Source organism: Prochlorococcus sp. MIT 1342, from assembly GCF_047304495.1.
Taxonomy (GTDB): domain Bacteria; phylum Cyanobacteriota; class Cyanobacteriia; order PCC-6307; family Cyanobiaceae; genus Prochlorococcus; species Prochlorococcus marinus_D.
The window spans coordinates 1,012,850-1,032,912 of record NZ_CP138957.1 but is presented as its reverse complement, the minus strand read 5'-3'; the positions used below and the strand labels follow the sequence as shown (position 1 = coordinate 1,032,912).

The following is a 20,063-nucleotide window of genomic DNA, read 5'->3' as shown; positions in this document are numbered from 1 at the left end:
GCAACAGCTTTGACACCTTCTCTAAAGCAAGGTGATTTAGTTGGCTTTATTTTAAAAGGTCAACCACAAATTGGACTGCTAACTTCACTGAAGGGCAGCCGAGCAATCCTAAGAGTTGCAGGAACACGGCGAGAACAACAGCTAGCCAGTCGAGAGCTGTGCGTTCTCAAGCATAATCACAACATGGTAGAGGTGGAGACATCTCTACCCACCATCAGTGAAGTTCGCAAACTTAGTCTTAATTCACGCGATTTAATTGCTGGTTGGCGATTGCTCGAAGGCGAAAGGCGTAAAAGTAAGACTTCACCAACAGCACTCAAAATTACAGAACTAGCTGATTTACTACTTACTAATGATGATCCTATCCATCTCGCAGCATTGTGGTTTTGGCTTAATAGCGACCAACCTTTATTTCGAGTTCGACGTGACCACATGGTTGAAGCACGTCAACTTATTGACCTACGCCGCATCCGCCAGCTGCGCCGTAAGCAACAATCTCGAGCGCAGCAACGCCTAGAGTCTCTCGCATTACTGATAGCAGATTCACCTCTGAGCAAAGATCAGTGGCAGGATTTAACCTCGGATCTTCAGTTAACTATCAACCGTTTAATCGAACTGGCTGACGGTCCAGAGGATGCTTTTTTGGCAGATGAACAAGCTCTTCAGCTGATTAAAGATTTAAAATTGCGTAGATCGCTGAGCGACCTCCGTTATTGGTTGATCAAGAAAGGCTGGCGCGATCCACACGATCTAACAACTCTCAAAGGCAGTATCTGGACAAAATCTTTTGAAGGGAATGTACAAGCTCAAGCGGACCAATTACTCAACAAGTTTGAGCAACTATCTTTCGCAAGCGATTATAATCGTATTGATTTGAGTGATTTAAGGACCTACACCCTCGACGATCATCAAACTCAGGAAATTGATGATGCAATCTCTTTGCAGTGTGTTGATCAAGATAACTGGATTTGGATCCATATCGCCGATCCGGCAAGACTTATTCCTGTGGACAGTCCCTTAGATCTTGAGGCTCGTTCAAGAGCAACTAGTCTCTACTTGGCTGATGGCCTAAGACCAATGCTGCCATTGAGTGTTGCAGCAGACGTTCTCAGTCTTAGAGCTGGCCGTCGCTGTGCAGCGTTGAGTGTTGCTGTGGTTCTAGACGAATCAGGCTGTATTGCCGACACTCGTGTTTGTCGTACTTGGATTCGCCCTTGCTATCGGCTCACTTATGAAGATGGGGATGAATTGATAGAGCTTGCGCCTCCTGGTGATGAAGATCTTTCAACACTCGCAAGCCTGCTCACAAAACGCCAATTATGGCGTGAGCGACAAGGTGCACTGCTGCTTGAACAATCTGAAGGGCGATTCAAAGTCAAGGATGATCAGCCTGAACTTCATGTTGTTGAGTCAAGTCCAGCCAGACGGCTAGTCAGCGAAGCCATGATTCTGATGGGTACTGTTATTGCTGAATTTGGAAAGCGTCAAAACATTGCTCTGCCCTATCGCAGCCAACCTCCGACTCAACTACCCAGTGCAACTGACTTATCACAGTTGATTGAAGGACCTGTAAGACATGCTGCGATCAAGCGTTGCCTTAGCCGAGGTGTCCTTGGTACTCGTCCGATGGCCCATTTCAGTCTTGGCCTCTCTGCCTACGTACAAGCCAGTTCGCCGATCCGTCGCTATGCAGATTTACTTGCCCATCGACAGGTGGTGGCTCACTTAGGAGGCTCAGTTCCATTAAGCGAGCACGCTCTCATGGAGCAGTTGGATGTACTTGAAGACCCTCTTCACCAAGCACAGCAAATTCAACGCGAAGACCAGCGACACTGGCAAAAGGTGTGGTTTTTAAAACATCGCCATGAACAATGGCCTGCCCTATTTCTGCGCTGGTTGAGGCCTCAAGATCAGATTGCACTTGTGCATGTGGAATGCTTGGCTATGGATCTTGCCTGCAAGATCCATGGTTTGATCGACCCTAGTCCAGGTCTTGCATTGATCATGAGAGTTCTTGTTATTGATCCATTGACTGATCAGATTGAGCTGGTCGCCAAGTAACTTCTCAAATCATAGAAACAAACCAACTACCAAAAGCAGTTATTAATCTAAAACTCGAATCAACCTCAGCCATGGTCCCCATGGATTAGCAACTGCTAGAAAGTTTACATTCTGCTGGTCTTCACATGATTCTAGCCACCGCTTTAATGCCGGCTCCAGTGTTATTAATCGCCATGATTTAGACTTGGTGTCTAGAGAGAATGTCTGATCAGAATGAACACGAAGGCAACCTGAAAACTTTTTCACATGTTTATTGAGTGGTGTTTGATCTGGCAGTGGCATGTCTCCTACATTTGCTTTAAGATTAAAGCCTTCAATCACGCTATGGTTGCTGAGGCAATCTGGTTGCGCCAAAACAAATTTCTGAGCATTACGCCAGTGAGGATGCCATGCCGGCCAATCCCAAATCGGAACAATAGCTGCTGGGGCATAAATATCATGCAATAGTTCATGCTGTATTTCTGAAATATCAACTTCTGCTGGTTGAAGCCTCTTTTTCAAGGCTATAGCTGCTGCCATTCCAGCAGCCTGGCCAAGATTGAAAATCATTGGCTGTAATCGAGTTGCACCATTAGCTATATGACTCACACTAAAGGCCTTATCAGCTATCAGAATATTCTCCACTTCGCTACTAAGTAGAGCCCCGTAAGGAATGCAGAATGGAGTACCTGTCCATCTCCCACCCCATCTACAACTTTTTGAGGCTAACGGCCAATCTTTACCAGGATAATGATGATCATTAGCGTAAGTCCCTACAGCAATACTGGTGCAACGTCCCTGTTTATCTAAAGGGATTGGTCCTCTGGCTGCTCCAGAGGCTAATGGCAGAAGATCTCCTTCCACTAATGTGTATTGACCTTTAAGGCGTCGCCCTTCACGCCAGTAGGGCATCAATGCCAGGCTTTGATTGATCCCTGGAAACACCTTGCCAGGCTTAAGCCAACCCTCACTAACTGTTTGAAGAGCCTGTAGGAATGACAAGCTATAAAGCTGCATTTCTACAGCAAGCTGGTTTTTAATTTTGACGTCTGAGCTGCGAATACGCTCCAAGCCTTTATGCCAGTCGTTTCCATGAAGGGGCCAGTTGAGCATTACTAAACCGCCTGGAAGGCGGCCATAGGTAACGGTGCGCTCAAAACCAAACGCCTTAGTTGCAGCTTCGAATGGTCGAGGCAAGCACCCTGGTGATGAAGGTGATTGTGCATGTTGATCGAGTTGACCCATCACAACCCAAGTAGGGGATTGAACAGGCTGGCTGGCAAAGAATGGATCGGAATTCAATTGTTTTGCCGAAGGGGCGCTTGGCTCATTCCAGAGTTCTTGTGATTCCCAACCCCAACGGTGAGAAATGTCTGCGAGGGAAAAGCTGTCGCCTAAATCACTTCCATCAATGAATAAGTCGAAGCGCAGTTGATGTTGTCGCCCTTCAAGCTCCAGCTCAAGCAAGACAAGGCGATCTCCCTCACGTAACAGTGATTTGAGCTGAACGTCATACCACCATTCGAGATTGGGGAGATCTACAACCCAGCTCCGCAAAACCACTTCTGCGCGAGCGGGATTAAAACCAAAGCAACTCACCCAGTTCTGATCCAGGCCATCCTGTTCAACTTTGGCGATGTCTTGAAGGAAGGCCCCCCACAAGCCTGTCTGCCAGCAACTGAGTTCATGGCCGTCTGGAGCCGAAACGCCAGCTGCACTGATCATTCCACCAAGCCACGCGTCTGGTGTTAACAGCAGAGTTCTAATTCCTTGTCGAGCAGCTTGCACGGCTGAGGCGACGCCTCCTGTGCCTCCACCCCAGACCACCAAGGGCACCTGCGTAGTGGAAAAAATTTTGTTCGCAGACACTGTCATCCCAAAACATAATCATCTTTGCCAGAAAGCAATTCAGCTTCATGACAAAGGTTGCTTAGACAACGCTGGCGAGGCGCAACAAATTGTTCATAGAGGGGATTTGACTTGATCATCGTCGAAATAAGAAAAATCTCCAGCCAAACATTTTGCTGTCACTCTCAAAAGAACATTGCCCCACTCTCATGTGCACGATGAATTTGGAAAAAAGAGGGTCATCAGGATCAAATTATCAAGCCAGTGCCAGATGGAAGCTCAAGGTCGAAGGTCTTGATCACTTTCATCAGGCCAAGAGTGAGAACATCTGAATCTCAAGCGCTGCTGCCAAAACCTTAACCATAGTCAGTTCATCTGTTCTGATATGGCCATATCTACGTTTGGCTCCCACAATCGTTGTAGGCAGAATCTCTGCGGACTAAATCGTTGCCGCCGCAAAGTGCTTGAGGAGTTTTTTTGTATCGTGTGCTACTTGAGAAACCCAGTCAAGGGGTGCTACCGGCTGCATCTCAGCTAGGTTTTCAGCAAGTCGTTGAGGATTGAGGGGGGCAAAATTTCCGTCGGCTTGCTCTAACTGGTTATAAACACAACGCTAGGAAGGCAAGGCTTGGTCTGAGAGATGACGGCAGACGATCAATAAGCTGAAATGAGTTGTCTGGTTAGGATCCGGCCGCTCTGCGCAGCAGCAGAAACTCCCCACAATGATGACCTATACCATTACGACCCCTCTTTACTACGTCAATGACAAGCCCCATCTAGGCAGCCTGTACACAACCATGGCCAGTGATGCACTGGCTCGTTTCCAGAGACTAGAAGGTAAGCAGGTGATGTTTGTTACAGGTGTCGATGAACACGGCCAGAAGATTCAACGCACAGCAGAAGTCAATAACATCAGCCCCCAACAACATTGTGATCAGATCACAAGGAGTTATCAAAATCTATGGTCTCGTTGGGGTATTTCAAATGATCGCTTCATTCGTACAACCAGCCAACGCCATCAGTTACTAGTAGAGGCTTTTTTTCACCGTGTCGAGACCTCCGGCGATGTATATCTTGGTCGGCAGCAGGGGTGGTATTGCGTCGGTTGTGAAGAATACAAGGACGAACCTCCACAAGCCCAGTCACCATGTTGCCCTATTCACCAGAAGCCTCTTGAATGGAGGGATGAGGAGAATCTTTTTTTCAAACTCTCTCGTTTCCAATCACAAATCGAAGATCTCATTTCGCAGCCGGATTTCATCTGGCCAGTCATGCGCCGCAATGAAATACAGAATTTTGTAGCTCAGGGTCTTAGGGATTTTTCAATTTCAAGAGTTGATGTTGATTGGGGCCTACCAGTACCTGGTTATCCAAAACACACTTTTTATGTCTGGTTTGATGCGCTTGTAGGCTATTTGAGTGCTCTTTTAGATGATGGTGGCCAGGTTCGAATAGAACGTCTTGAGGAGTGCGGATGGCCTGCATCAGTACATTTAATTGGCAAGGATATCCTCCGTTTTCATGCAGTCTACTGGCCCGCAATGCTGATCTCAGCTGGCTTACCCTTGCCAAAACAAGTTTTTGGCCACGGCTTTCTCACTCGTGAAGGTCAAAAGATGGGTAAATCACTAGGAAATGTTCTTGATCCAGAGAAACTGCTAGAAGTGTGTGGTGAAGATGCTGTTCGATGGTATTTATTGCGTGACATCCAGTTCGGTCATGATGGTGACTTTCAGCAGAAAAGATTTATGGATTTAGTTAATAACGACTTGGCAAATACAATCGGAAATCTGCTGAACAGAACTTCGACTATGGCAAGAAAATGGTTTGAAGGATCTGTCCCTTCACATCGCAATGAAATAGATTACGCTCATCCCTTAGTGACAACTGCTGAAACAACAATTACCATCGTACGTCAATCAATGCCATCCATGGCTTTTCATGATGCAGCTGAGGCGATCCTTAAATTGGCTATTGCAGCCAACGTCTACCTCAATGAAACTGCACCTTGGAGTCGAATGAAGACGCCTGGTAATGAAGCCGAAGTGGCTGATGATCTTTACTCAGTTTTGGAGGCATGCCGACTTGTAGGACTATTAATTAATCCTCTTGTACCTTCTCTAAGCGAACGCTTGCTCAACCAATTGGGACTAAGTATTGATGGCAACGATTGGTCTAAAGGTTTAGCTTGGGGACAATTGCAAAGTGGAGCTTTATTGCCACCATCTCAACCCGTAATGCAAAGACTAGAACTCTCTTCTTCCCTCTAATGAGATTCAACCTTCTACCATTACGTCATCTTGGCAGTCTGCTGCTGATCTTAACTATGGTGGGATGTCAGGAATCCCCATCACCAAAGAAGAAATCATCAGTTCCTTTCGTATTTAAATCTCTAGAACTTCGCCACAAGCAAGCTGATGGATCACGAGACTGGGACCTAAACAGCCCCTTAGCGCGCTATGAATTAGGTAGCAGAGTTGTAAGGGCTCGCAACCCAGAGGGTGTTCTGTACAAAGAAAACAAACCATCATTTGAAGTTAGTGCTCAGGCCGCCACAGTTTTAAAAGATGGTGAGACAGTGCTGCTAGAAGGAAATGTAAAGGTTCAGCAGCTTAAAGGAGAAAAAGTGTTGATCACTGGTGATCGTTTGCGTTGGACACCTAATGAATCGAAGATGGTGATTGAGCAACGACCCCAAGCTCTTGATAATCTTTCAAGAATTAGTGCCAAGACAGTATTGTTTCAACAGTTAACCCAAGAAATAGTATTTAAAGGTCCAACAAAATTTGAACGTTGGAAAAAACAACGCAATGACAATCATGAACCCTCCATTGTGATCCGCGGACGCAATGGCCGTTGGAATTTAGACAGCGGCACACTTAATGCTATGGGCCCAATCCTTGGCCACCGAATTGTAAATAAAAGTGATATTCCACAGCAACTTACAGCCACAAGCTTGCAAGGAAACACTAAAAAGGGTTACCTCGATCTAATCACGCCTGTTACACTAACGATTCCAGAACAAAAAGCAAGTTTACTTGCACAGACAACGCGTTGGAAATTCAATAGCGAAAAGATTGAAAGCAATCAACCATTCACCGCAACACAGGAAAGATCAACCTATCGCGGAAACAGTTTCAAAATTGATCTTGCCCGTACAGAAGTAGAAATTCCTCAGAAGTGTGAACTTAGTCAACCTGGCGAACAACTCAAGGCTGAAAAATGTATTTGGAATTGGAGCACGGAGGAGGTTCAGGCAATTGGCGATGTAATCTTAAAGCGAGAGGCAAATAATCATATTACTCGAAGTGATAAACTAAAAGGACGAATTGGAGATAAAGGAACAGTGTCTTTCTCGTCATCTGATTCTAAAGTGAGATCACAACTAACAATTGAAGGAGGCAAGGAAAAATCGATCCTTTCCTCTAAGTCCTCTCCTCCAATTCAGTTCTAAGACGTTGCGACCATCCAATCAACCAGAGTTCATCTGAACGACTAAAACATCGCTCGGAACATCCCCCCAGAACAACCCAACCATTAGATGCTAATGGATAGACCATAACAGCAGGCAAGTTCTCAACAATTGGATTAAATTCGATTCTCCCAGGAAACAATGATGTGTTAACTAATGAAATCAATTCGTCTCGATCTCTAGCCTGTCTACAGATCTCACCTGGAACGAATTTACCATTACCACTTATTCCTCGACGTAAAAGAACCTGATTATTCCAATACACTAGGATCACTGCCGCTGGGGTTGCTGTAAGTAATAAATGACTTCCCCAGGCAAGTTCTTTTTGTAACTCATCGTTCAATCCATCTACTAATTCGAATCTCTGATTTCCCTCAAGGATCTGCTTACTGGGAGCCATCGGGCTCGCTTGTGTCCATAACACTGCCATAAGCATCAACCCCACGGCGGCAACGCCAGCCAGGACCTCAGCACGCTGAAAGCTCGGCGTAACAAGGTCCACAGTCAAAGCATTAAATACTGCCAAAGACAGGGTCAACAGCCCGGCAATCAGGGAAATAAGCGCAACTGGTCGCATCGAACGAAACAAAAGCGATGTCAGATGCACGCACTCTTGCTCAAATGGGTTGTGTTGTTCCAGCTTTCATGACCGACGCTGAAGCCTTTGCAGCAGTTGCCCTCGCTGCCGTTTCTTGTGACGGGGTTCTCGGTCGCGACGAAGCCCATGCCCTTCGTCGCCTACTTGAATTCAGATACCCCTATCGGGAGAGCTCGGAAGCCGCTATGGGCGAGCTTTTTGATCAACTCCTCAGCCTGTTGCGCCAGGAGGGTGTAGATGGACTGATTAGCAAAGCCTTACCTGCCCTGTCTTCGCTTCAACAGGAAAGTGCCTTGGCAGTTGCCGCCCAACTGGTCCATTCAGATCGCGAGGTCTCAAAGGAGGAAGCTGCTTTCCTGGAGGATCTAGCTTGCAAGCTTGACTTACCTTCTGATCGAGCAATGATTGTGATTCAAGCAATTTCTGCTCTGAATCGAGACAGCTTGCTCAGCTGACGTCAGACTGCATTATGAGCTGTTGTTGAACCGATGCCTGTGCTGAGATTGAGATCAAGCCGCTTTCTCGGTGTTCTGATCAGCATCCTCCTGGGTCTGATTCTCCTTGTACCAGGAGCCTTTGCCATAACAACAGAAGATTTTCCTGTTGCAAGGCCTGAAGGCCATGTTGTGGATTCTGCTGATGTCCTCAGCAGAGTGTCTCGTTCTCAGATTGAAGGACGTCTTGTTGAGCTCGGAAACGAAAGACTTGATGCTCGCTTGATTACTCTTCGTAAACTTGATTATGGCGTTTCCCTTTCCAACTTCGGTAGTTCGCTGATCGATCGATGGTCCACAAACGCTGGTGAAAAAGAGCTGCCCCTGCTAGTGATGTTGATAGATGCACAAACCAAGCAAACTGTTGTCTTGGCAGATACAAGTTTAAAAAGCACATTACCGGACGCCCTTTTACAGAGCACTGGCCGTACGACAATGAACAAGCCAGTAGTGGGAGGCGAGCGCTACCAGCAAGCATCCTTTGATGCAATTGCTCGCTTACAAGTTGTATTGGATGGAGGGGAGGACCCAGGACCTCCTATCGAAACATTTAGCGCAATTAAGCAAACCAATATCCCATCACAAGAACAAACACAAAGCAGTAATGCAACACTTGTGGTCGTTGTCTTGATGGTTGTAGGCACCATCGTTCCGATGGCCACTTGGTGGGTGTTCTCTCGCTGAGTCAAACACCATGACGCTTAGGGACTGGATGAGAACATTTGGGGAAGCTCGATCGATAGACATCAATAATGACCTTGAACGTGGTTACGAAGCAGCACTTCTGATCCAGACACTTGAGCTTGAATACTACGGCGATCGGCCTATAAGACCCAACCTGCAACTTTCTGTTCCTCGATCATTACAGTCAACCATATTGCACAAATTTCATACGGCTGTAAATATCTGTCGCTTAACGTTTGAGGCTATTAAGCCTAATATCAGCCAACTTGACAGTCAGGAATATCGAAAATTTCAGTTAATTGAGAAGATTGTTAATCGCTATGCCCCGAAGCGTTCTTCAAGATCAACATCCATAAGCAGGGCACCAGACCCTCTTCCCAGATCACTTCTTGGTTTAGTTGATAAGGTGCGACGACAGCTTGATCCAACATCCGAGGCGACATTGGTTGCAGGTTTTCGCCGCCGTCGCGATTCCACTCTGATCTCACTAAAGATCATCTTGCTGCTAATTCTGGTGCCGTTACTTGTGCAACAGATCAGCCGAACTTATCTCATTACCCCGGCGATTGACTACTTGGCCCCAGAGCTGCCATTTCTGAGTTATCCCAAACCGCAACTTGAAGAACAAGCAGTTGAAAAACTTAGAGTTTTTAAGGCAGAGATAGAGTTTGATGCCCTACTCAAAGGTGATTCAATCCCAAGTCAAGACGAACTACAGAAGGCTCTGGCAATAAAAGCTATTCAACTTAAGGATGAAGCTGATAAAGAAAGCACACATGCAATAAAAAATGTCCTAGCAGATCTCGCAGCACTGATTGCTTTTGCTTTTGTTTGTATAATTAATCGGGAAGAGTTGAGAGTTCTCCGAGGGTTTCTAGACGAAGCAATTTACGGCTTAAGTGACTCTGCAAAGGCATTCGCAATCATTCTTTTTACAGATATGTTTGTAGGCTTCCACAGTCCCGAAGGGTGGCAGGTATTATTGCAGGGGATTGCAAATCATTTTGGATTTCCAGCTCGAGAAAATTTCATACTTTTATTCATTGCAACCTTCCCTGTGATACTTGCAACCATCTTTAAGTACTGGATTTTTCGTTATCTCAATCGAGTCTCTCCCTCTTCTGTTGCAACCCTACGCGGAATGAATGGTAGTAGCTAACACTATTCCTATACTTAATGGCCTTACCCTAGTTTCAGGCCCAAGCAGAGGTGGAAAGAGTCGATGGGCTGAACACTTGGTCAAACAGTTCAAGTCTGTAACTTATATCGCCACCTCGCAGAGAAGAGCTGGCGACCTGAATTGGGAGCAAAGGCTTGAAAAACATCGTAATCGTCGACCAAAGCACTGGTCAGTAATTGAATCTGGCCCAGACCTTAAAAAGGCAATCATTCAAATGCCAAGATCAGATGTTGTTTTAATTGAAGCCTTGGGTGGTTTTGTTGCATGGCATCTCGACCAACCTTCGAGCAATTGGAGAGCCCTGAAAAACGATCTCCTGCAAACGATTAAACAACATGATGCATCCATCGTAATTGTCATTGAGGAAACTGGCTGGGGTGTTGTACCAAGTACATCCAATGGAGGTCTTTTTAGAGATCGTCTTGGGAAGCTATCTCAGGAACTGGAACCGTTGGCATCAAACAGCTGGCTTGTCTTACAGGGTCGAGCATTGAATCTCAAACAGCTTGGTATTGCGGTGCCATGAACGATCCAAATGAATGTTCACCATTACGCGTAGCTCTATACGAGCCACGTATTCCACCAAATACAGGAAATATCGCCAGGACCTGTGCAGCCTTCCACATTCCACTAGCTCTGATTGAACCTCTTGGGTTCAGCCTTGATGATCGCTATCTACGTAGAGCAGGAATTGATTACTGGCCTCACGTCGATTTATCAGTTCATTCTGACCTGGATACATTTCGCAGGTGCCTGCCATTGAATCATCGACTGATCGGTTGCAGCAGATTTGGAGGAATCCCCCTCCGTTCGATGCGTTTCCAAACCGGAGATGTTTTGCTTTTCGGCCGTGAGGATACCGGTCTTCCTAGCAAAACACGTCAGCAGTGTGATCAGATCACGACAATTCCCATGCCTGGAGCAGCAAGTGAACAGGGGCAGGGCGGAGTAAGGAGCCTAAACCTGTCTGTGGCTTGCGCCATCGTGAGCTTTGAGGCTGGCCGGCAACTGGGGTTGTGGTGAGTAAACCGAACCAAGCTTGTTTCTGCGACCCCTTGCCTAATCGAGGGGAAATCAGCTAACTTCTCCCGGACTCCGGCCAAGTTCGGCTTGATAGGGGTTTTGAACTTCGACTTTAGTGAATGAAGCCCCTGTTGTTGCTTATCTCTTCCATTGCAGCACCAGTGCTTGCTTTAGGAAACCTTGGGTCCTTGCCTGGCTATGCAAATAGTGCTGTCCGGGAGAAGGTCAAGATCTCAAGCACAAGCTCACAGCAACTGGTATGGATAAAAGTTGCCCTACCCATAACCATAGAGGAACTTGCAAGCAAGCTCGGACTGAAAGCGACTGAACTGTCAAAACTCAATAAAAATTCATCACATACAGAACTGAGCAAAGGCAGTTGGATTGTCTTGCCAAGATCTGTTCATGGCAACTTGGGTCGAATTAGTTACCTGGATTCAGATGCGGCACTGCTGCCTCCCCCACCTCCATTTGATGAAACTAAGAAAAAAAATTCTTTTTACTCTTTCAATGATATAAATAAGAATAAAAATAAAGTACAGATCCAAACAAAAATAAGTAGCAATAATATCCTTAAAAAGGAGTGTTCACTTGAGTCTCCATGTAACTGCCCCACCTGCTTAAATGATCAATCATCTGTAAGCACGGCTGATCTGTTCACCAAAAATAATGACATGCTTCAACTAGGTAGCATTGATTCCTACATATGGCCTACTAAGGGTGTATATACATCTGGATTCGGATGGAGATGGGGGAGAATGCATCAGGGCATCGACATCGCCAATCTGACGGGCACACCCATCAGGGCTTCTAAAGACGGAATTGTGACCCATGCTGGTTGGATGGGTGGTTATGGTTACCTTGTGGAAATCTCTCACTCAGACGGTGCATCGACTAGATACGCACACAACAGCAAACTCTTAGTCCGCAAAGGCCAGCTTGTACCCCAAGGAGCTACCATCGCAAAAATGGGCAGTACTGGGCGTAGTACTGGGCCACATCTTCATTTTGAGATCCGAAAGAAGGGTGGCTTGGCCATGAATCCAAGAACGCTGCTTCCAGCCAATATGGTTTGATCGAAAAATGTCCATCGTTTATTGTTGTTGACGACAAGGCTCGGTAGCTCAGCTGGTTAGAGCGTGGGATTCATAACCCCAAGGTCGGGAGTTCAAGTCTCCCCCGAGCCATTTTACCCTCTCAAATAGTTAACCTTCCGCTAATTAATTTATAATGCTATTGAATCTAAAAAATAATTATAGCTATAGATAAAATCATAGCCTAACTCATTTCAAGTGACACACATTTAATAACCGGAAAAATCGGGGTTAAGATTTGTTCAAATAAACCCATGAACCTTAACCGTAACAAATCAAACCAGACCAAATAATAAATAGAACATAATTCCACAAAACCTAGGCGAAAATCAAGGAATATTAGAAAGTGAATCCAGGTAAATGTCGGCAAGATTTTGGAAAATAACGAGATCGAACTGACGTCGAGTGAAAATAGATATCAACCTCCGGCAAGAGCTGATTAGCCAGATTTGAGGTTCTTGGCAATTTTGTAAGCCTGAACAAGATTTTCAGAAGCACGCTCACCGCAACTAAAACATCAATGGCTTTATGCTGACAAGCAAAGGCAGGTCAAAGCGACGACGGTCGCCCTGGGTATAAATACTTGCAAAGTATTGATGTCCTCCAGGATTTTTAATCGCGTTTCTCTCATTTTTACCCTTGCACAAAGATGAGAACCTTTTCTGTAGGTTCAAATCAGGAATAGCCAATCAAGCACCCCTTGCGCATCTCTACTTCAAACGTTAATTTTCGCGCGAACTCCTCAAGGCGGAATGTCTAAGGGGTAGAGCACTTCGATTGGTCTCCATGAACTCGCTGCCGTTGTTGATCTCAACCATCGCTGCGCCAGTACTTGCACTGGGGACACTCAACCACCTGCCTGGTGAAGCCAGTAAATATCATCATCCCTCCTCCCATCCATTACCACCACCTGTTTTCCCTGAGCCTGATGGAAAGATATGGGTCAAAATCAACAAACCAGCAACGATTAAATTCATTGCTCATCAGCTTGGCATCTCCTTATCTGAGATTTCAAAAATCAATGATCAGCCATCAGGAAACAGCCTAAAGCCTGGTAGTTGGATTGTCTTACCTGTATCAGCCAAATCTCGCCTGAAGTGGTCTCAGAATCTAGACATAGCATCAGTGAGCCCCAACCCACCGCCAGTTACCGCCCCCGCTCCACCTTCAAGCGTGGTAAAAATACAAAGCGGAGACTCGATTGCATCAATTGCCAAGCAGCATGGACAAACACATCAGAGGATTCGACAGCTAAATCCAGGTCTTGAATTCAATCAACTCACAGTTGGTGGGAATATTCGAGTTGCCAAGGCAACACGTCCTCAGAAAAGGACATTAACTACAAGTCTTGGCAGTAACAACCTACAATCCCTTTCTCTACTCAGTAAAGGAGTTGGCTGGATAGATCTAGGTGACACGAACTCTTATATTTGGCCGACAAAGGGTGTAATCACCTCAGGGTATGGCTGGCGTTGGGGAAGAATGCATCAAGGTATTGATATCGCAAATAAGGTCAATACACCTATCCTTTCGGCCAAAGGCGGCATTGTTTCCTATGCGGGCTGGAAAGGAGCTTACGGATATCTTGTAGAAATAGCACATGTAAACGGAGATTCAACTCGTTATGCTCACAACAATCGACTACTTGTTAAAAAGGGTCAGATTCTACCCCAAGGAGCCACAATCGCAACAATGGGGAGCACAGGACGTAGCACTGGGCCTCACCTACACTTTGAGATAAGGAAGAAGAGCGGTACAGCAATCAATCCAGCAACACTCCTACCCTCAAAAATAGTAACAATAGCGCCCAATCTCCAATATTGCTATCATCATAGATCCTTCCACGAACATCATGTGTGATCAAATACCTAAAACAATCCCACACATTCATTTGTCTACTGATAAGGGCAAACTTATATGCTTAAAGATTTTAGAGTCCTCTTGCACTTATATTTCTTGAAATTATACTTTTCAACTCCTCAGCCAGCCAGCCAAGAGAATTGATCCAAATGCCATGCCCATAGAATTCAAGTTCTTGTTAAATTAGTGCGAATCATACCTTAAGAATTAATCATAGTAAAGATTAGTAGCGTAGATATTATCACTGGCGGCCATCTATACGTTTCATTTAAAGGGATGGTTGGTCAACAATAGATCAGAAGCATCTTTTTCGACCAATGATATCTTCAACAAAAGTTAGATTAAATCAATCAAATCACCATGGCAATTCATTTATTAAACCAAACAATTTCACTCCTGCTTAATATGAAAATTTAAAGATCAATAATTCAATCGTTTAATTGTGCTATTCAGCATTAATACGCAAACTATTTATTTGGCAATACTTCTCCCTTGCTTTGGCAAATCGTACAGCTTAGATAAGCCTATACGACATGATTCTCCTTCACAACTTACAGTCGTCGTACTAACAGAGCCTAGTTCAAGTTCTCTACTCTGGTTATTGTAACTCCATTCAGTCTGTAACACAATATTGTTCTTTTGTTGACTTAAAGATGGGTGTATGAAGTTTCCAAGACTCGTAGCCAACACTCCTAGTCCGCTCGGTGTTTTGATAATAGACACGGAATCAGCAACGTGGGGGCCTGAACCTATAGCCACATCTACGAGCCCCATGTTCAGCCATGACAGAAGAATATTCTTCAACCGTTGATGACTAGATTGATTCCAGCTATGTAAGGCCAGAACTCTCAGCCCCTTTTTGGATGCCATTATAGATTTGTAGTGATGCAGATCACTATCACAAACCATGTTTCGACAATGCTTCAAATTACCGCCAACATATGCACTTAGGAAACGTACTGGTATCAAGCTGCCACTAACAGATATCAAACCCTCAGCTGCTCCTTCATCAGCGAACTCATAAACTCCGCTAAATAGAGCCTCTTTGTTATCGGCTCTTAAATTAGCCTGTAAATTTTGAACATGAGACAAGGTCTGAAGTGGGCCATTGCCTTCAACAGACTTTAAGCAATCGAAGGTATGGTTGTTAGCTAATCCGATTAGATTAAAGCCCAGCCCTATAGCTGAGCCAAGTTCTCTTGGATGAGTAAGAAAAGCATAATGTGAAGGTAGCGGCTTAGACCAAAAAAGATCACAAGTACTGCCAACAGAACTTTCCCAGTTTATATAATTGATATCGCCAATTAGATTGTATGATGGATCGAATTTGTGGTAAGCCTTTCTAAAGCTATTGCCAAATACAGGACGGGCAACATGCGAGCGTGACCAACCTGAATCCCCAAATGAGTTAAAACTAAATTTGACAATTCCAGAACTAGACCTACCTGGCCCAGCATCTACTTTTCTCGTTTTATCCATTGAATTCGAATCAGCATCATTCTGACTTGCATATATATTGATCCCGCGAAAGATATCAACAAAAGAAATAATTACAGAAGAAAAAAACACTGCACGAATCATCCCGTTTAACTTTTTCATCATGACTCTGACATAAGTTTATATTGAGCTTGGCATGAATTATACGGTAAATCGCATTACAAGCTTAAATCCTTCCATTAAGCTTGTAATATTATTCTTGCTTAAAAGGATCAAATAATATTCATTGTGCTTTGATAGCAGTATGCCTAAAATGGAAATTGAAACTTATTCGAGAATTGAATCGATCAACACAAATCAACTAACGCATTTCAATTGCATTAAGTCTTTGTCGAAATGAACTCTGGTTCTCTTTCGCTTCTACAGCCTGTGTTTTATCGCTATGGGATGCCTCAGGCGTGTAGGGGCGCCTATTGGCTCGGTAGCTCACAGATCGAATCGGCATCGCCTGCAGGGTTAGCTTTCTAGTGTTGGGATCGCGAATTAGTGGTTGGAGCTTAAGTTCAGTCCTAAGCTGATTGAGAAGGCGAAAATGGCCTGTGTTACTGAACTTACGTAGCAAGGCTTGGTCCCAGGCTGTTGTTTGTTTGAGCATGTAAGAAGTTTAGATGATTCCCGTTTCAGCCATATTGGTTACCCTTAGCGATTGCGATCAAAATAGGCATGGCATGATAAATTTGAGTAGCCAACTAGAAGTCATACCGACTTCACTTTAGCTCTGATTAAGCACATCTCTTGCAGAGCCATCAACTCTTAACTCTCCATCATGACGACCAACGAATGCCTACGGGTGGGTCAGCAGGCCCCAGACTTCAACGCTACAGCTGTTGTTGATCAGGAGTTTAAGGAAATAAGCCTTTCCCAGTACAGGGGGAAGTATGTGGTTTTATTCTTTTATCCTCTAGATTTCACTTTTGTATGCCCAACAGAAATTACAGCATTTAGTGATCGTTACACTGATTTCTCAAGTCGAAACACAGAGGTATTAGGTGTTTCAGTCGATAGTCAGTTCAGCCATCTTGCGTGGATTCAGACATCACGTAAGGAAGGAGGGCTTGGTGACATCAACTATCCACTGATAGCTGATCTCAAGAAAGAGATTTCGACAGCCTATAACGTTTTAGATGATGCTGCTGGAGTAGCCCTACGTGGTTTGTTTATCATTGACCCAGATGGAGTCATAATGCATTCAACAATCAACAACCTACCAGTAGGAAGGAACGTGGATGAGACATTACGTGTACTGCAGGCCTTTCAGTATGTACAGTCACATCCAGATGAGGTATGCCCAGCTAATTGGACACCAGGAGAGAAAACAATGAAACCAGACCCAGTTGGAAGTAAGGAGTTCTTCGCCTCAATAAACTAATCATTAATCTATCAATACATAATTAATTTGATTGATCTGCTGCCTTAATTGGTGGCAGATCATTTCTATTTAAATACACTGCTTTATTGCTTGATCCGTCAACCAAGGCCCTTAGGCCTTCTCCGAGATCCTCAGCCATGGCAATCCTTTTGCCATCACTAACAACTACCCGGGTAAGGGTTGGTAAACCACCTTGACGTGCCCTTAGGTAAACAGGTTCTACATAAAGAAGGGCCTTGCCTAGGGGTACAACAAGAAGGTTGCCTTGCACAACTTCAGATCCAGCACGATCCCAAAGACCAAACTGTTGGCTGATCTGTGGGTCCTGATTGATAAGGGCCTGAATCTGTTCAGGACCGAAGATTGGCGTTTGACTTGGGAAACGTAGCAAGACTAATTTTCCATAATGCTCACCATCACTGCGAGCAGCGAGCCACGCTGAAAGATTGGGGCGAGCCAGTGGTGTTAGTGGTTGTAATAAGAGAAATTCTGAACTTTCTTGAGTACCTAATTGTGCAGTGATGTGATAGGGATCAACAGGAACCTGCCGCCTACCATAGAGTTCCTTTGGAACCTGCCAAACATCATCACCGCTATAGAATATACGAGGATCAGTAACGTGGTATCTAAGTAATTGCTGTACCTGTACATTAAACAAATCTGTAGGCACCTTGAGATGCTCTCGCAAGCTTGAAGGCATCTCCTCAAGAGGTTTGAAAAGATCTGGAAACAATCGCTGCCAACCCAATATTATCGGATCCCGCGGTTCACTCACATACAAGTGAACACGACCACTGTATGCATCAACAATAGCTTTGACTGAGTTACGTAAATATCGCAGCGGGCGACCATCTGGGAGGTTTGCTGCGTAGGGGTATGTGCGTGAGCTTGTATAAGCTTCAACAATCCAGTATTGGTTTTGCTTAGCTTCATAATCAAGATCTTTAGAACTAACTGAAGTAGAGACCAAATATGGGTCACCAATGACTTCAAGGAATGGCGCTATTGCCCTCACTCTTTGCCTTACTTCGCGCCTAATAAGAAGTTTGGAATTATTCGTTAGCGATCCTGTATTAAGGAGACGAGGTTCGAAAAGGTACATAGCTGCTGCTAATTGTTGCCAGGGATGCCCCACCGGCACACCTCCTGATCCTAAATAGTGATTGTAGATATTCTTATCACCTACTGGATAATCCAGTTCTTTTAGTTTGCTCGGAGCAAGAGCATAAGGAGAGGGTAACATTCCAAAATAGAGAGCTGCTCTCCCAATAGGGACAGCCTCTTTGACATCTTCACGAGTAATGCCTAGCTCAGAACTACCCTCAAGACGTGTTGAGGTTCCTAGATCACTGATAAAATAGTCAGGTAGACCATCGGGTGCTCTTGTATTGACTGGACTGAGAGTAAAGCCATATCCATGCGTGAATACAAAATGACGATTCAACCAAGTACGTGAACGTTTTGGAAGTGCAGCCTGATCAAGTTCACGTGCTGTGATCATGACCTGTTGACGGTTCGCGACGTCAGGCACAAAGCGATAACGATCGACTGCTGCATTTGAAAAGCGATAGTAAACCCTCAATTGCTGTAATTGACGATTGGTTGCCAATAGAGGCTGACTGTCCCATAGACGAATATTCCTTAGTGTGCTAGCACCTTGTTCAAGATCAAGTTGAGTTAACTGAGGTTGAGGATTAATAAGTGTGGTAGTTATCGAGTCAAGCTGAAATGCTTTCCTTGTGGCTTTAATTGCTCGAATGATGTAAGGGGTTTCTAGTTTCAGTTCTCTAGGTTTGACGACCATCCACTGCACAAATGGAGCCAAAAGTACTTCGAGAAGAATTGCTCCTAAGCCAATAATTGAAGCAATTAATCTCAATAGACGCCTTTGTTGTATCCATGGAAATGGAATTACCAGAAATGCGAAAACCAAAATGGCCAAGCTTGCCAAACTTCGCAGAGGAAGTATCAGGTGAGCATCCAACCAACCAGCTCCGGCCACCGTACCGTTCTGCGTCCAGAGAAGTTCATGACGTGATAACCATAAAAATGCTGAAAGTGTTAAAAGTATGATGCCGATTAGTGGCCTTAAAAAATTGCATTGTCTAGGAGATAAACCTTTGAAAACCCAATCCGAAAGCGATTCAGGCTGGGCTAACTTCATCCATATAGTCGTACATGTTGTTAAGATTAGTTGGGCCAACAGAACAACCAAAGCAAAGGCTAGTGCTGGAAATTGGCCGAGCCCAAAACTTACATCGCCACCCAGTAGTGGTTCTTTAATACCTGTAGGAGGTATAGCAAGGGCGAGTGCCCATAGCCCCCAGCCTCTAGCAATCGAGATACTGAAGCAAAAACAACCCATTAAATGAGCAATCCTTCCCCCTCGGGCATTGCCAAGCATCACGCAAATTGAGATGAATACACAGGACAGCGGAATCACCAGCGCCCAAATGTCTTCAAAAGGTTCACTCCACCAATGCCCAAGGTCAAATGGCTTGAAACAAGCTAACCACGCCAATCGACTGAGTAATACAAGATCACCGACCACCACCACGAAGCAGCCAAGTAGCCCCAAGCCATAACGCCATCCATGCAGGGAAAGGGATGGCTCTTCCAAGTTGCTTGCACCTTCGAGTTTGATCCAGTTGCGCTGCCAAAGCTGACAAGTCGCGACAACCAGAAGGGCGAGGAGAAGTCCTCCCAGTTGCCAGAGCCAACGGCGGAGAAGCATCCCTTGCCAATCAAATTGACCGAACCACAACCATTCGACTTGAACCCGCATCAACAACCAGAAAGCTGCAATAGAGAGCAAGAGCCAAAGCCATTGGCTCTTGAACCATTGCAAGGGTCGGGCAAAACCAGCCAAGCCCATCGACTCAATCAACACAGGCTAAGTCGTTC

16 protein-coding genes and 1 tRNA gene are annotated in these 20,063 nt (G+C 45.1%); 12 read left to right on the top strand and 5 right to left on the bottom strand.

Features of this window, described 5'->3' with window-relative positions; genetic code table 11:
• Window positions 1–9 precede the first annotated feature (9 nt).
• Window positions 10–2,061 carry a ribonuclease catalytic domain-containing protein gene (locus tag SIB79_RS05430; RefSeq protein WP_063403992.1) on the top strand — a complete coding sequence of 684 codons (2,052 nt, stop codon included), beginning with the start codon at window positions 10–12 and terminating at the stop codon, window positions 2,059–2,061.
• Window positions 2,062–2,103: 42 nt separating this feature from the next.
• On the opposite strand, the gene SIB79_RS05425 is transcribed toward SIB79_RS05430, so the two are convergent.
• Window positions 2,104–3,915 (bottom strand): FAD-dependent oxidoreductase, encoded by a 1,812-nt coding sequence (locus SIB79_RS05425; RefSeq protein ID WP_063403993.1) that lies wholly within the window; start codon window positions 3,913–3,915, stop codon window positions 2,104–2,106.
• Between the two features lie 698 nt (window positions 3,916–4,613).
• On the opposite strand from SIB79_RS05425, the gene metG reads away from it, so the two are divergent.
• Window positions 4,614–6,158 (top strand): methionine--tRNA ligase, encoded by a 1,545-nt coding sequence (gene metG / locus SIB79_RS05420; RefSeq protein ID WP_063403994.1) that lies wholly within the window; start codon window positions 4,614–4,616, stop codon window positions 6,156–6,158.
• Window positions 6,158–7,342 carry an LPS export ABC transporter periplasmic protein LptC gene (gene lptC, locus SIB79_RS05415; protein WP_063403995.1) on the top strand — a complete coding sequence of 395 codons (1,185 nt, stop codon included), beginning with the start codon at window positions 6,158–6,160 and terminating at the stop codon, window positions 7,340–7,342. The genes metG and lptC overlap by 1 nt, the downstream gene beginning before the upstream one ends.
• On the opposite strand, the gene SIB79_RS05410 is transcribed toward lptC, so the two are convergent.
• Window positions 7,314–7,937 (bottom strand): cofactor assembly of complex C subunit B, encoded by a 624-nt coding sequence (locus tag SIB79_RS05410; protein ID WP_063404132.1) that lies wholly within the window; start codon window positions 7,935–7,937, stop codon window positions 7,314–7,316. The two genes, lptC and SIB79_RS05410, sit on opposite strands and share 29 nt — an antisense overlap.
• Window positions 7,938–8,005: 68 nt before the next feature.
• Here SIB79_RS05410 and SIB79_RS05405 point away from each other — a divergent pair, with 68 nt between their 5' ends.
• From SIB79_RS05405 to SIB79_RS05370, 8 genes are all read left to right on the top strand, one after another.
• Window positions 8,006–8,413, top strand: a complete 408-nt coding sequence (locus SIB79_RS05405) for a tellurite resistance TerB family protein (RefSeq protein WP_063404133.1) — start codon at window positions 8,006–8,008, stop codon at window positions 8,411–8,413.
• A gap of 33 nt (window positions 8,414–8,446) precedes the next feature.
• Window positions 8,447–9,136: a photosystem II repair protein Psb32 gene (gene psb32 / locus SIB79_RS05400; RefSeq protein ID WP_063403996.1), complete on the top strand. Its 690-nt coding sequence runs from the start codon at window positions 8,447–8,449 to the stop codon at window positions 9,134–9,136.
• A 10-nt stretch (window positions 9,137–9,146) separates the two neighbouring features.
• Complete coding sequence (gene pxcA / locus SIB79_RS05395) at window positions 9,147–10,295, top strand: proton extrusion protein PcxA (RefSeq protein ID WP_063403997.1); 1,149 nt, start codon at window positions 9,147–9,149, stop codon at window positions 10,293–10,295.
• Window positions 10,282–10,842, top strand: coding sequence for a bifunctional adenosylcobinamide kinase/adenosylcobinamide-phosphate guanylyltransferase (cobU, locus tag SIB79_RS05390; protein ID WP_063403998.1), 561 nt, complete (start codon window positions 10,282–10,284; stop codon window positions 10,840–10,842). The genes pxcA and cobU overlap by 14 nt, the downstream gene beginning before the upstream one ends.
• On the top strand, window positions 10,839–11,339 hold the full coding sequence (locus tag SIB79_RS05385) for a tRNA (cytidine(34)-2'-O)-methyltransferase (RefSeq protein WP_063403999.1): 501 nt from the start codon (window positions 10,839–10,841) through the stop codon (window positions 11,337–11,339). Before cobU ends, SIB79_RS05385 begins: the two co-directional genes overlap by 4 nt.
• A gap of 119 nt (window positions 11,340–11,458) precedes the next feature.
• A complete protein-coding gene (locus SIB79_RS05380) occupies window positions 11,459–12,415 on the top strand; it encodes a M23 family metallopeptidase (RefSeq protein WP_063404000.1) in 957 nt (318 codons plus the stop codon).
• 37 nt (window positions 12,416–12,452) lie between these two features.
• Window positions 12,453–12,526, top strand: a tRNA-Met gene (locus SIB79_RS05375).
• 711 nt (window positions 12,527–13,237) lie between these two features.
• Complete coding sequence (locus tag SIB79_RS05370) at window positions 13,238–14,293, top strand: peptidoglycan DD-metalloendopeptidase family protein (protein ID WP_413681160.1); 1,056 nt, start codon at window positions 13,238–13,240, stop codon at window positions 14,291–14,293.
• Window positions 14,294–14,764: 471 nt separating this feature from the next.
• Here SIB79_RS05370 and SIB79_RS05365 read toward each other — a convergent pair whose 3' ends face one another.
• Window positions 14,765–15,895, bottom strand: a complete 1,131-nt coding sequence (locus SIB79_RS05365; protein WP_063404002.1) for a CapA family protein — start codon at window positions 15,893–15,895, stop codon at window positions 14,765–14,767.
• A 196-nt stretch (window positions 15,896–16,091) separates the two neighbouring features.
• Window positions 16,092–16,385, bottom strand: a complete 294-nt coding sequence (locus SIB79_RS05360) for a hypothetical protein (protein WP_063404003.1) — start codon at window positions 16,383–16,385, stop codon at window positions 16,092–16,094.
• Window positions 16,386–16,556: 171 nt separating this feature from the next.
• Here SIB79_RS05360 and SIB79_RS05355 point away from each other — a divergent pair, with 171 nt between their 5' ends.
• Window positions 16,557–17,159 carry a peroxiredoxin gene (locus tag SIB79_RS05355; RefSeq protein ID WP_063404004.1) on the top strand — a complete coding sequence of 201 codons (603 nt, stop codon included), beginning with the start codon at window positions 16,557–16,559 and terminating at the stop codon, window positions 17,157–17,159.
• Between the two features lie 22 nt (window positions 17,160–17,181).
• Here the strand turns inward: SIB79_RS05355 and SIB79_RS05350 are convergent, their stop codons facing one another.
• Window positions 17,182–20,034, bottom strand: a complete 2,853-nt coding sequence (locus SIB79_RS05350; RefSeq protein ID WP_063404005.1) for a UPF0182 family protein — start codon at window positions 20,032–20,034, stop codon at window positions 17,182–17,184.
• Window positions 20,035–20,063 lie beyond the last annotated feature (29 nt).